3 protein-coding genes are annotated in these 14,716 nt (G+C 69.4%); all 3 read right to left on the bottom strand.

Annotated elements, in window-relative coordinates; genetic code table 11:
• Complete coding sequence (locus tag JHW38_RS02540) at positions 1 to 10,767, bottom strand: SDR family NAD(P)-dependent oxidoreductase (RefSeq protein WP_207524467.1); 10,767 nt, start codon at positions 10,765 to 10,767, stop codon at positions 1 to 3.
• A 957-nt stretch (positions 10,768 to 11,724) separates the two neighbouring features.
• Entirely contained in the window at positions 11,725 to 12,519 is a 795-nt protein-coding gene (locus JHW38_RS02535) for a hypothetical protein (RefSeq protein ID WP_207524466.1), read from the bottom strand.
• Positions 12,520 to 12,716: 197 nt separating this feature from the next.
• Positions 12,717 to 14,549, bottom strand: coding sequence for a glutamine--fructose-6-phosphate transaminase (isomerizing) (glmS, locus tag JHW38_RS02530; RefSeq protein WP_207524465.1), 1,833 nt, complete (start codon positions 14,547 to 14,549; stop codon positions 12,717 to 12,719).
• Positions 14,550 to 14,716 lie beyond the last annotated feature (167 nt).

Raw genomic sequence — 14,716 nt, 5'->3', positions numbered from 1 at the left:
TCAGTTCCCCTTGGCTTGGAAGCCGCGCAGGTCGGCGAGGATCAGCTGTTTCAGGCGCTCGGCGTGGGCCGCGGCGGGTTTGGATGCGGCCGTCGCGCCGCCCTGGCCCGGGCCCGGCACCAGGAAGCGGCGCAAGCGCTCGACCTGCCCTTCCATCACCAGCACCTGCCCGGCGTGCAGATCCAGCGCGCGATGCAGCGCCTGCACGCCGCTGGCGGTGCGCATCGGCAACATGCCGCTGGTCTTGAGCAGCCACGCGCGCGCGTTGGCGTCGAGCTGCATGCCGCCTTCTTCCCACAGCGGCCAGTTCAGCGACACGGTGCGGCCGCGGCGCGCGCCCGCGTCGACCTGGGCGTTGCGGTAGTGCGCGAAGCGGTCCATGAACGCGTTCGCCGTGGCGTAGTCGGCCTGCCCGGCGTTGCCGAGCGCGCCGCTGACCGAGGAGAACAGCACGAAGAAGTCGAGGTCGACGGCGGCGGTGGCGCGGTCCAGATGCGCGGTGCCGAGCACCTTGGGTTCCAGCACGCTGGCGAAATCGGCGGCGGTCTTGTTGACGATCAGGCTGTCGCGGGTCATGCCGGCGCTGTGCAGCACGCCGTTCAAGCCGCCGTGGCGTTCGATCAGTTCGGCGACCAGCGTTTCGACGGCGGCGGCATCGGCCAGATCGAGCTTGCGATAGATCAGTTGCCCGCTGCCGACCGACAGGTCCGCCGCCAGCTGTTCCAGACCGGCGCGCTGGCGCTCGTCCAGTTCGCCGCGCCCGCTCAGCACGACCCGCGCGGTCGGCGACTGGCGCAGGATGTCGCGCGCGAACACCTGGCCCAGCCCGCCGAGCCCGCCGGTCACCAGGTAGACGCCGCGATCGCGGAACGCGACCGGGGCCGCCTCGGCCGCGGGCGCCTCGCGCCAGCGCTGCACCTGCGCGCGGCCCTGCGCGTAGACGACGTGCGCCTCGCTGCGCAGCGCGCCGCAGGCGATCAGGCGCTGGGCGGTCAGCGACTCGTCGCCGTCCGCATCGAGCTGGACCAACTGGCCGAGCACGCGCGGATTCTCCAGCCGCGCGCTGCGCAGCAGGCCGCTGAGTCCGGCCATCAGCGCATCGCCGCCCTCGCCGTCCGCGACGATCTGCAACAGCACCGGCGCCTGCGGCTTGCGCTGCATCCATGCCTGCAGCCGTTCGAAGCAGGCCAGCGCCGCGGCGCGATAACGTTGCGCCGGATCGTCGCCGTGCGGCAGTTCCATGCGCGCGGCCTGCGCGCCGGCCGGCAAGGACGAGCGCAAACGCTCGAGGTCGAACCGCTCAAGGCCGCACAGGATCACTTCGCGCTGCTGTACGGCTTCGCCCGTATCGGCCGTCTGCACGGCCGCTTGCCACACCGGCTGCGCCAGCACGCTGCCGACTTCCGGCGCGTGCAGCTCGGTCACCGAAGCGCTGGCGCGGGTTTCTTCGCGCGCCGGCGCGATCTCGATCCAGTAGCGTTCCTGCGCGAACGGATAGCTCGGCAGGCTCAGGCGCCGGCGCCCGGCGCCGGCGTGCAGGCGCGCCCAGTCGATCTCATGGCCGAGGATCCAGGCTTGCGCCAGTTGCGCCGGCGTCGCGGTATCCGCATCCACCGCCGCGGCGAGCAAGTCCTCGCGGCGGCGTGCGATACGGCCGCGATGCAGGCCGGCGACCTCGGTCGAGCCGTCGACGAAGGCCTGCAACTGCGCCAGCACCTGTTCGAACGAATCCGCGACCAGCGCCAGCCGCTCGTCCATCGCGTCGCGGCCGACCTGCGAGGTGTACGCCAGATCGGCCAGGTCGCAAGGATGCTGGCGCAGATGTTCGAGCCAATCGGCAGCGTAGGCCTGCAAGCGCTCGCCGCGCTTGGCCGACAACAGCACCAGCTGCGGGCCGTGCGGCGCGGCCGCGGGCCGCGACGCGAGCGGGTATTCCTCGACCACCACATGCGCGTTGGCGCCGCCCCAACCGAACGAACTGACCCCGGCGCGGCGCGGCAGCGCGCTGCCGTCGGCGGCGCGCGGCGCGTCCCACGGCGCGGTCTTGTCGACGATGTAGAACGGGCTGGAAGACAGGTCGATGTACGGATTGAGCTGGTCGAAATGCAGCAGCGCCGGAATCTGCTTGTGCTTCATCGCCAGCAGCACCTTGAGCAGGCTGGCGATGCCGGCCGCCGGTTCGAGGTGGCCGATGTTGGTCTTGACCGCGCTGAGCCCGCAGTGCGGCTGTGCCGGTGCGGCGTGGCCGTGCTGGCGGTACAGGTCGGCGAAGGACTTCTTCAGCGCCTGGATCTCGATCGGATCGCCGAGGCTGGTGCCGGTGCCGTGGCATTCGATGTAGCCGACCGTGGCCGGATCCACGTCCGCCTTCTGGTAGGCCTCGACCAGCAACTCGGCCTGGGCCTTGGGATTGGGCGCGGTGAGGTTGGTGACGCGGCCGCCGTGGTTCTCGGCGGTGGAGCGGATCACCGCATAGATCGGATTGCCGTCCGCCTGCGCCTGCGACAGGCGCTTGATCAGGATCGCGCCGGCGCCTTCGCCGCGCACATAACCGTTGGCGTCCTTGTCGAAGGTCTTGCACTTGCCGTCCGGGCTGAGCATGCCGGCCGAACTCAGCGAGATGTGCGCCACCGGCGTCAGCATCACCTGCACGCCGCCGACGATGGCCATGTCGCTGCTGCCGGTGTGGATCGACTCGATCGCCCGGTGCAGGGCGATCAGCGAACTTGAACACGCGGTGTCGAGCGGCGCGCTCGGGCCGCGCAGGTTGAACAGGAACGAGACCCGGTTGGCCAGGATCGAATGCGAATTGCCCGAGGCCGAGTAGCCGTCGAGCGCGGAAGCATTCTCCGCCAGCACGTCGATGTAGTCCTTGGCCGACACGCCGACGAACAGGCCGGTACGGGTGCCGGACAGGTCGGAGACCTTGTGCCCGGCGTCTTCGATCGCCGCCCATACGGTCTGGATGAAGATGCGCTGCTGCGGATCCATCATCTCCGCCTCGCGCGGGGTGATGCCGAAGAACAGCGGGTCGAAGCAGTCGACGTCGCGGATGAAGCCGCCCCACTTCGAGTACGACTTGTTCTTGTCCTTGGTCGGATCGCCGTGCACGTCCTCCCAGCGCCAGCGGTCGCGCGGGACTTCGCTGACCAGATCGCGCTGGTCGCGCAGGTTCTGCCAGAACTCGCTCAGGTCGCGCGATTGCGGCATGACGCCGGCGATGCCGACGATGGCGATGGGTTCGTCGATGAAGCGGCGTTCGCGCGAGAACGCGATGCTCGCGGACACCGTGGACGGCGCGGCCGCAGCGCGACGCTCGCCGCCGCTCTTGTCGATGCCGGCGACGGGTTCTGCGGCGACGGCCGCCGGCGCGGCTTTCGACGCTTGCGGCGCCGCCGCGGCGGCGGCGTTGCCGACGGCGTGGACCTTGCCTACCGCCTGCGCATGCTCGGCGACCAGCGCGCCGGCGATGGCGTTGATCGAGGGGTACTCGAAGAACAGCACCGGGTTGATGTCGAGCCCGTAGGCCTCGTTGATGACGTTGGCGAAGGTCGCCAGCCCGATCGAATCGAAGCCCAGGTCCAGCAGCACGCTGTCCAGCGCCAGGTCTTCGGCCGGCAGCTTGAGCAGGTCGGTGACGATGTCGGTCAGACGGCCGACCACGGCTGCTTGCACGCCGTTCGCGCTCACGGGCGCGGCCACCGGCGCGGCTTCGACCGCGGCGGCCGGCGCCTTCTTGGTCAGGCCCCAGGCCAGCTCGATCTTGGCGCGCACGCCGTCGAGCACCGCGACCTGCGCGTGATCGCTGCGCAAAGCATGAGCGAACGCTTGCAGGCCCAGTTCGGTCGCGAGCGGACGGATGCCGAGAGTCTTGCGGAAGAACGCCTCGGTCGGCTCGTCGAGCTTCATGCCGCCTTCGGCCCACAGCGACCAGTTGAGGCTCAGCGTGCGCCCGCGCCGCTGGCCGCCGGCGCGCAGCTGCTCGCGGCGCGCAGCGAACGCGTCCATGTAGCGGTTGGCGAAGGCGTAATCGCATTGGCCGGCGTTGCCGCCGACCGCGGCCAACGAGGAGAACAGGACGAAGAAGTCGAGGTCCTGGTCGCGGGTCAGCGCGTCCAGGTGCAGGCTGCCGAACAGCTTCGGCGCGAACACCGCCTGCATTTCCGCGCGGGTCTTCTTGCGCAGCAGCGAGTCGCGCAGCACGCCGGCGGCGTGGACGATGCCGTCGATGCGGCCGAATTCGGCGCGGGCTTGCGCGATGGTGCGCTGCGCATCCTCGGCGTTCGACACGTCCGCGGCCACGTACAGCACCTGCGCGCCGATTGCGCGCAGCTCCTCGAAGCGCGCATCCATCTGCGGCGTCGGCGCCGAGCGGCCGGTCAGCACCAGCCGCGCCTGGCAGCGGCGCGCCAGATGCTCGGCGAACATCAGCCCCAGGCCGCCGGCGCCGCCGGTGATCAAATAGACGCCGTGGTGCTTCAACACCAGTTCGCTGTCGGACTGCGAGGCATCGGCCGAAACGCTCGCCAGCCCGCGCACCTGCCGCTCGCCGTCGCGGTAGCGCACCGCCGCGGCCGGCTCGGCGTCGGCGAATTCAGCGAACAACAGGTCCAGCAGCGCCTCGGGCTCGCGCGCCTGCCCGCCCAGCGCCAGCGTCTTGCAGGCGAAGCGCGGGTTTTCCAGCTGCAGGGTCCGCGCGAACGCATCGACCGCCTCGTTGTGCGGCTGCTGACCGTCGGCCGCGCCGGAATACAGGTACACCAGTTGCGCCGCCGCGGGCTTGCGCTCGATCAGCGCCTGACACACGCCGAGCAAGCCGTACACGCCGCGCTCCAGCGCCTGGGCGAGCGCAGCGCTGCCGTGATCCGGCGCGTCGGCTTCGACCTCGCCATCGCCCCAGCCGTAGCAGATCCGCTCCAGCGCCAGGCCGGACTCGGCCAAGGCCGCAAACAACCGCGGGTAGTCGTCCGGATTGCCCGGATCGATCGAATACACGCCTTCGCCGCGGTCCTGGAACCCCTCGCCCGGCAGCACCAGCGCGGTGCGCACGCCGCGGCGCAGGCAGGCGTCGCGCAGGCGCGCGTCGCGGTCGAACAACACCCAGTCGGCCATCGGCGCGGCTGCCGGCGCGAGCGGCGCCGCGTTCCAGGCCGGTACGTAGTGCAGCATCTCGAAGCCGTCCTGCGCCGGCGCGGCCGCCGCGGGCTTCTCGTGCACGCTGGCGATCGGCACGCCGACCGTCTCGCGGATACGCGCCAGCACCTTGCCGCTTTCGTCGACGATGGCGACATCGTCGCGCGACACGCCGCCGGCGCGCGCGCCGGGCTGGCGGGTCACGTAGCTGTAGCAGACCCGGGTCAAGGGATGCAGCAGTTCCACCTCACCGAGCGAGTACGGCACCTTCATCTCGCCCGGGCCGCCGCCGAGCTGGGCGGCGATGCCGGCCTGCATGGCGGCGTCGAGCATACACGGGTGCAGCTGGAATTGATCGAAGTCGCCGCCGCGCACCGGCGGCAGCTCGAGCAGGCCCAGCACTTCTTCGTCGTTCTTGGCGACTTCGCGCAACACCTGGAAGCTCGGTCCGTACTGCATGCCGACCGAGGCGAACAGCGGATAAGCCTGATCGGCCCGCGCCACCGGCGCGCAGCGCGCGCGGATCGCGGCGAGGTCGATGTATTCGTCGGCCGCGGTTTCGTCGCCGTCGGCGTAGACCAGACGGCCTTGCGCGTACAGGCGCTTGCCGCCGTTGCCGTCTTCGCCGAACACCTCGAACAGCGCGCTGTCGCCGCTGGGCTTGAGTTCGATCCAGGCCTCGGTCGCGCCCGCGCCGTCGACCGTCAGCGGGCTGGCCCAGGTGACGTTGCGGATGCAGCGCACGCGCCGGCCGGCGGCGATTTCGCCGGCCTTGCGCGCCGGGTCCAGATAGGCCGTGCCGGGCAAGGTCGCGATGCCGGACACCACATGATCGCGCAACACGAATTCGTCGGCGCGGAAGGTTTTCTTGAACAGCTGGCGCTGGAAGGTGGACTCGTTGCTGTCGAGCAAGGGATGCAGGCGCGCGCCGGCGCGCAGCGGCGCGGCGGCGTCGCCGCCGGCCAACCAGTGGCGCTTGTCGGCGAAGGGATAGGTCGGCAGCGACACCCGGTGGCCGCCGTGGCCGAAGCCGCGGCAATCCGACAGCAGCCCGTCCAGCCACAGCTGCGCCAGCTTGTGCGGGTCGCGGCTGCCGCGCAGCAGTTCGACGAACTGTTCCTTCTCTTTCTGGCTCAGCAGCTTGGTGATGCCTTCGGCGTTCTTGGCGTTGCCGGTCAGCACGTCGGCGTCGGCGGTCGCGGCCAGGAACGCGGCCAGGCCGCTGCGCAGGCGTTCGGCGCTCGCGGCCAGCACCACCAGGCGGTGCTCGAACGACTTGCGCCCGTTCTGCAGGGTGAAGGCGATGTCGCCCAGGCGCGGCGCGGCCGCGTCGCGCTGCAGGTGCGCGTGCAGGCGCGCGGCCATCTCGCGCAGTTGTTCGGGGTTGCGCGCCGACAGCGGGAACAGCAGCAAGCCGGCATCGCCCGCCGGCGCCGGCTCCTCGGATTCGGCCAGATACTGTTCCAGCACCACATGCGCGTTGGCGCCGCCGGCGCCGAACGAGCTGACGCCCGCGCGCAGCGGCAGCGTGCGCTCGCCGACGCGCTGCGGCTGCCAGGCTTGCAGCTCCTGCTGCACGTAGAACGCGGAGCCGGCGAAGTCGATGTACGGATTGAGCTCAGCCGAATGCAGCGACGGCACCAGCTCGCGGTGCTTCATCTGCAACAGCACCTTGCTGACGCCGACCAGGCCGGCCGCCGCTTCAAGATGACCGATATTGGTCTTGACCGAACCGATCGGACACGACTGGCGCGCGACCGCGTCGGCGCCGAAGGCGTAGTCGAGGCCGGCGATCTCGACCGGATCGCCGAGTTCGGTGCCGGTGCCGTGCGCTTCGATGTAGCCGATGCTGGCCGGCTCGACGCCGGCGCGCGCCAGCGCCGCGGCGACCAGTTCGCCCTGCGCCTTCGGATTCGGCACGGTGTAGCCGCTGGTGCGGCCGCCGTGGTTGACGCTGACGCCCTTGATCACGCCGTAGACCTGGTCGCGGTCGCGCAGCGCATCGCGCAAGGGCTTGATGAAGATCGCGCCGATGCCCTCGCCCGCCACGTAACCGTTGGCGCCGGCGCCGAAGGTGCGGCACAGGCCGTCGGGCGACAAGGCGCCGCCGGCCCAGTTGATGTCGAACTTGTGCTGGTGCAGGTCGAGGTTGACGCCGCCGACGATCGCGCTGCGGCAGTCGCCGTTGCGGATCGCCTCGCAGGCCAGATGCAGCGCGGTCAGGCTCGACGAGCAGGCCGTATCGACGGTCAGGCTCGGGCCGCGCAGGTTCATCCAGTACGAAACGCGGTTGGCGATGCTCCACAGGAACGAGTTGGGATTGACGCCGTGGCCGGCGAGCTTCTCCTCCACGCCGAGGATCTGGTACATCGCCCAGACCGCGCCGACGAACACGCCGACGTCGCGGCGGCCGTCGTCGCCGCCGAGGATCTCCGGGTAATAGCCGGCGTCTTCGATCGCCTCCCAGGCCACTTCCAGGAACAGCCGTTCCTGCGGATCGAGCATTTCCGCTTCGCGTGGCGAGATGTTGAAGAACAGCGAATCGAACCTGTCGACCGCGTCGATGAAGCCGCCGCGGTATTCGCGCAGCCCTGCGCCGCGCGCGCGCCGGGCCAGGCGTTCGGCCGGCAGGTCGCCGATGCAGTCGCGGCCCTGGCGCAGGTTGTCCCAGAACTGGGCCAGCGAATCGGCCTTGGGGTAGCGGCCGGCCATGCCGACGATGGCCAAATCGCCGCAGTCCGCGCGCATCGGTTCGAGCGCGGCGTTCGCGGCGGACGGTACGGGCACGGCCGACGTCGCGACCGCGGCGGGGCGCGTTTCCGCCGCGACCAGACCGGCCGAGGGAAGGTGATAGCGCAGCAGCGCGTAACGGCCGTGCAGATCGCCGGGGCGCTCGTCGAGCGGCGCGATCTCGGGAATATTGCTGGGTTGCGCGAACGCGCTGCGCAGGCGCGAACACAGCTCGCCGACCTGGGCCTGGCTCAAACCGTGCGGAATCGCCAGCCGGACCAGATCGTTGATCGCCGTGCCCTTCTGCATGCCGACGCTGTGCGCGCCGGCGCGAACGCCGGTCTGCAGGTACAGCCAAGCCAGGAACGAGGCGACCGGATGGGCGAAGCCGGCGAACTGCGGCAGGCGCTTGACCTCGATCAGCACGCAATGCGCGCCGGCCGGCGCGACCACGGGGACGCCCTGCTCGCGCAGCGCGCTCCAGACCTGGCGCGCGGCCTGCATGCGCCGGCGCACCCGCGCCTGGGTCTGCGCGCGCTGCGACAACGCCAGCGCGACCGTACGCTTTTCCAGCGCGTCCAGGCCGCCGCCGTCCTGCGCGCACAGCTCGCGCAGGCGCGCGGACACAGCCGCGTCGCGCACCGCGACCACGCCGCCGGTGTCGATGCCGAAGTCCTTGGCCAAGGCCGCGGTGACCGCGTCGGCGCAGTCCAGGATCTGGCGCGCCACGCTCCACACGTCCTGCCCGGCGTGTTCGGCTTCGTGTTCGATCAGGTACTGCGCGTTCTCGAGCATGCGCGTCGCATCGACGACCAGGGCGATGCCGCGCTCGCGCAGCAAGGCTTTGACCTCGCGCAGATGCGCCAGCGAGACCGGATGGCCGCCGCTGGCGTTGTCGCAGACTTCGATGCAGACGAAAGCGATATCGCCGGCGTTCGCGTCCAGCTGCGCGCGCAGGGCCGGCAGGTCCAGGTTGGCCTTGTACGGCTCGTCGGACTGCGGCTGCAAGGCCTGCGGATGCGGGATCTCGCGCGGGACGAAGCCCTGGTCGATCTGATGGAAGATGCCCGAGGGGAACAGCAGGTTCTGCAGGACCACGCCGCGGCGCGGCCAGGCCTTGCACAGCAGCGCTTCGGCGGCGCGGCCGGATTCGGTCAGCAGGCAGTGCTCGAAACCGAAGATATCGGCCAGTTGCGCGATCGGATCGGCGGTCTGCGGCCATTGCGCGCGCAACTGGCTCATCTGCCGCTGCACGTAGTCGGTGTCCAGTTGCGCCCAGGAGTCGGTCTTGAGATCGAACTCGACTTCGCCGGCGATCAGGTTGAGCGGATTGAAGCCGCTGCGCGCGAGCGCGGCGGAGCGCGGCAGGCCGTCGATGCACACGGCCGCGGCGTCGTCGGCGACGACTGCGGCGGCGACCGGCGCGGCGACCGCAGCCGGCGCAGCGGCGGCAGCGGCCGTCGCGGCCACCGTACCGTCGCCCAGATGAGTGTGATTGCCCTCCTCCGAGGTCGCGCGCGCCGGATCGGCGATCATCATGATCAGATCGAGCACGTTGTCGTTGGCGCCGCCGTCGGCCGGTCGGCACAGGAAGATCGTGCGGTTTTCCGGGCGGAACTTGTTCTTGAACTGCAGATTGCCTTCGTCGTTGAAGATGCCCTGGCGATGCAGGTCGTCGAGGATGCGGTCGACCTCCGGGTCGGCGTTGTCCGAAGTCTCCAGGCGGCAGCCGTAGGTGCCGCCGAGGCTCAACAGATCGCAGCCTTCCTCGCGCAGCGCGCGCATGATGTTGACGATGGCGTATTCCAGCCCGCCCAGCGGCATCTCGCGCGGGTAGAACTCCAGGTCCATCAGATAGCCGTTGAGCGCGTCGCACATGCGCGAGATCAGGATCGCGTTCTGCAACACGCCGTCCAGGTAGGTCAGGAACAGGCGGTGCTGCGGATGCAGCTTGCCGGCGAGGATTTCCTCGCGGACCAGGTGGATCAGCGGATTGACCATGGTCTTGCCGTCGCACCAGCGGTCGATGACCGCGGCGATCTCGCGGTCGGTCGCAGCGTCGCTGCCGCAGGCGTACTCGACGGTGCGGCACTCGCCGCTCTTTTCGAACTTCGACAGCTGGTAGCGCAGCCGCTTCATCGCGCTGCCTTCCAGGCTGAACTGCTGCAGCCCGTGCACGCGCTGCAGCGCGCCGAACGGGGTGGCGGTGAATGCCGCGCCGGCGACGCGATCCAGCGGCCGGTCGATGAACAGGTTGAGGTGGAAGCCGCGTCCGGCGCAGTAGGCGCTCATTTCTCCGGCGATTTCGTCGAAATACGCTTCCGGGCCGGTATATGCATATACCAGTACGGTATTTCCGCTGCGCGCGTAGTTGAAATAGCCTGCCTGCGCGCTGCCGACGAACAGATTCGGCGCGATGTTGCGGGTGCCGCGCGAGACGCAGCCTTCGTTCTTGTGCGCGGCGAACAACTCGCCGACTCGCGCTTCGAGCTGCGGATGCTGCGGCAGATGCGCTTCGAGCAGGCGCGCCGGCTCGGGCCCGCGCGGCGGCGCGGCGGCGGCGACAACGGCGACAGGCGCAGGCGCGCGCGGCGCGGCGGCGGCCGGCGCCGGCGCCGGCGCCGCATCCGCGCCGGCGAGTCGGGTCGCGACGGTGGGCGCATGCTTGTCGGCGAAATAGCGCGCCAGCGATTCGATGTTGAAGTGCTCGAACAGCAAGGTCTTCGGCAGCGTGCCGAAGTCCGCTTCCAGCGCCTTGATGATCTTGAGCACGCGGAACGAGTCGATGCCCAGCTCGCCGAACGGCGCAGCGACGTCCACATCGCGGTTGCCGTCGGCGGCTTCGGCGATCAGGGACTTGAGGTAGGACTCGGTGCGTTCGATCAGCTGTTCGTGAGTGAGCATGTCGGACGGGCAGTGGCGGCGGCGACCGCGAGGGCCGGCGCGAAGCGGAACATCGGAGGCGTTGCGGGCCGCGGCCGCGCGTTGCGGCGGGCGGATCGTGCCGGGCGGATACCCTTCGAACCGCGCGAAAACCGGCGGCGAAAATCCCACTAAATCGGGGATTAAAAGACGCAGGCACGGCGAAGCCATTGCTATCGATAACTGGCATCGATAACAAAAAATGGTCTGAATACTGCGGAATACTGCGCGCCGCGACGCCTGATAGGATCGGGCGCCGCGCCGGGTTTGCGGGTGGGATTTGTTGCGGAACTGCAACGCCGCCGCGAATGCGACGGCTTCGGCGTTGATCCCGGGCAGGCTCCGCCCCGTGATGCGCGAATCGCATCACACTATTGTCGGATTCCGGGATTTCCCCCTGGGCGTCCACCGCCACCGGATCGTCTGCTGCCGGTCGCGCGGTGTCGCGGATCGCAGCTTACGTCGGCTAAGTGACAGTAACGCGCGTCGATGCGAACGCCATGCGGGCGCGATCGTCATCTGACGGTTCCGGCGCATATAGAACGCTTGTGCCGGAACTGGCGCAGACGATAAACCAATAAATCTCGCGCGTGCCTGAACAAATGTGATCTAACTGCATTTTCGCGCGCGGGGAGCTCATTTGTTTGACGCAGTTACCGAACGCGATTGCGGCAGCTCACGTCTCTGCGGTGACTGGCGCCCATCCGCGCCGGCGTCGCTGCATATCGCCGAGACCTGCGATACGCGGCGCGAGTGAATATCCGCAGAGTCCGCGGCGGGCGAATCGGCTGCCTCTCGAATGCCATCGTTGCAGTGCGGACGATAAACCCGCCGTTGCGTGGGCCCGCGACGCGAGTAAATCGCGAACCGGGCCGAGGCTGTTCGTCGCCGCCGTCGAGCGGCTCGCGTCAGCGCCCGCGCGGCGTGGCGACGACGCGCTTACCACCCCGCATGGATCGTCAACAGGCCATAGCCGGCGTCGGCGGAGCGGCCGACCCGATCCGCGAACAGGGCGAGCGACAGGTCTCCCTCGTTGTCCGCCGACTGCCAACCCTGCAGCTCGAGGTCGAGCTCGGCGACCTCGGCCGGAGCCAGATAGCCTGCGTACGACAAATAGTCGTGCGCGGGCCAACTCGGCGATTGCAGGGCGATGTGGTCGCCGGGCAAGGTCCGTCGGTAAAGCAACAAGTCCTCCAGCAACTCGAACAAGCGCTCGCGGCCTGCACCCGGCCGACGCACGCACTCATAGAGCGTTTTCTCCCGCTGCCAGTCCAGCTCGTACGCGCTCCTGACGAAGGGGAACAGATTCTTGACGCCGGCCACTTGCTTGCGGCCGCCGTGGTAGGTCGACACGGCATGGATATCGCTGGCGTACCGGTCCTCGCCCGGCAGATCGACCGCCGCGCTCTGGCGGATCGCATCCAGCAACAGAAACTCGCTTACCTCGGCCGGCAGCTGCCAGCGCATGGGCTCCCGGCCCCACGACGCCCGCAGTTCTTCGCTCACGTACGGCGGCGACAGCGGGCGCTGCGCGAACAGCGCCAGATACCGTGCGGGCACGCCATAGCTTTCCTGCGGATCGATCGGTTCCGGGTACTCGCTGCCGTGCGGAAGATACCGCGCACGGAAGGCCATCGACCCGATCCGCCCGGCCAGCAACTCCAGCCACGCGGGAACGAGTTCGCCCCACAGCCGTCGCCAATCGACCGGCATGACGCAGTTGTAAGACGACATCCGGCGATCTCCTGGGCGCCCCGTCTCCGCGGCGGAGCGGGTACGGCGCCAGCATAGCCGCGGCATCGCTTCGGCGAACCGCGCCACCGGCCGGCGGCGACGGGCGGGCGACGCGCAAAACAAAAGGGTTCCGGCACGCGCCGGAACCCTTGCGGTGAGCGATTCGCCTGCGCCTCAGGCGCCGCGACGCGCGCGGCCTACTCCACCGTCACCGCCTTGGCCAGATTGCGCGGCTTGTCGACATCCGTCCCGCGCGCCAACGCCGCGTGATACGCCAGCAGCTGCACCGGAATCGCATGCACCACCGGCGACAGCACGCCGACGTGGCGCGGCGTGCGGATCACGTGCACCTGCTCGGATTCGCCGAAGTGGCTGTCCAGGTCGGCGAACACGAACATCTCGCCGCCGCGCGCGCGCACTTCCTGGATGTTCGACTTCACCTTCTCCAGCAGCTTGTCGTTCGGCGCGATCACCACCACCGGCATCGCCGCGTCCACCAGCGCCAGCGGGCCGTGCTTGAGCTCGCCGGCCGGATACGCTTCGGCGTGGATGTACGAGATTTCCTTGAGCTTGAGCGCGCCTTCCAGCGCGATCGGGTAATGCACGCCGCGGCCCAGGAACAGCGCGTGGTGCTTCGGCGCGAAGCGCTCGGCCCAGCCGGCCACCTGCGGCTCCAGGTTCAGCGCGTGCTGCACGCTGCCCGGCAGGTGGCGCAGCGCGTCGACGTACTCGGCTTCTTGTTCCGCGCTCAGCGCGCCGCGCAGCTTGGCCAGGGTCGCGGTCAGGGTGAACAGCGCGACCAGCTGGGTCGTGAACGCCTTGGTCGAGGCCACGCCGATCTCGGCGCCGGCGCGGGTGTAGTACACCAGCTTGCTCGCGCGCGGGATCGCGCTCTCGGGCACGTTGCAGATCGACAGGGTCTTGTCGTGGCCGAGCGATTTGGCGTACTTCAGCGCTTCCATCGTGTCGAGGGTTTCGCCCGACTGCGAAATCGTCACGATCAGCTGCTTCGGGTTCGCCACCGCCGCGCGGTAGCGGTATTCGCTGGCGATCTCGACCTGGCACGGCAGCCCGGCGATGGCTTCGATCCAGTAGCGCGCGGTCAGGCCGGCGTAATAGCTGGTGCCGCAGGCCAGGATCTGCACGCCTTCGACGTCGGCCAGCACCGCTGCCGCATCGGCGCCGAACAATTCGGCGCTGAAGCCGTTGTTGTCCATCACCGCCTCGATCGTGTCGGCGATCGCGCGCGGCTGCTCGTGGATTTCCTTCTGCATGAAGTGCCGGTACGGGCCCAGCTCCAGCGACGCCAGCGACACGTCCGAAAGATGCACCTCGCGCTCGATCGCCGCGCCGTGCGCGTCGAACACCCGCACCGCGGCGCGGGTGACTTCGGCGGTGTCGCCTTCTTCCAGGAAGATCACCCGGCGCGTGGCCTGCACGATCGCCGACACGTCGCTGGCGACGAAGTTCTCGCCCTCGCCGAGGCCGACCAGCAGCGGGCAGCCCATGCGCGCGGCGATCAAGCGGCCGGGCTCCTTCAGGCTCACCACCGCGATCGCGTACGCGCCGACCAGCTCGCGCACCGCCGCCTGCACCGCCGCCAGCAGGTCGTGACCTTGTTGGAGATGCGAATGGATCAGGTGAGCGATGACTTCGGTGTCGGTCTGCGATTCGAACGCATACCCAGCCGCGCGCAGACGCTCGCGCTGCTCGTCGTGGTTCTCGATGATGCCGTTGTGCACCACCGCCAGTTCGCCGAAGCTGATGTGCGGATGCGCATTGGCCTCGGTCACGCCGCCATGCGTGGCCCAACGGGTGTGGCCGATGCCGACCTGCGCGCTGAAGCGTTCCGACTGCGCCGCCGATTCCATCTCCGCCACGCGCCCGGTGCGCCGCACCCGGCGCAGCGACTGTCCGTCGAACACGGCGATGCCGGCCGAGTCGTAACCGCGGTACTCCAATCGCTTCAAGCCTTCGATCAGAACCGGCACCACATCGCGATCGGCGATCGCGCCTACGATTCCACACATGCTGAAAAACTCCGGGGGAAGAGTGCCGGCCAGTCTAGCCGGGGGCCTCCCCGTTCGTCGCGAACTGCGTCGCGACGGCGCTACCGCCGGCACATATCGTTAGCGAACGGTTCAACAAGCCGCGGCGTAGGAGCGCGGCTCAAAAGCCGAAAAAACCGCGCCGGGAT

It is taken from the genome of Lysobacter enzymogenes, from assembly GCF_017355525.1.
GTDB classification, from domain to species: Bacteria; Pseudomonadota; Gammaproteobacteria; order Xanthomonadales; family Xanthomonadaceae; genus Lysobacter; species Lysobacter enzymogenes_C.
The sequence above is the reverse complement of the archived record's forward strand: the minus strand, read 5'-3'. Positions and strand labels throughout refer to the sequence as shown.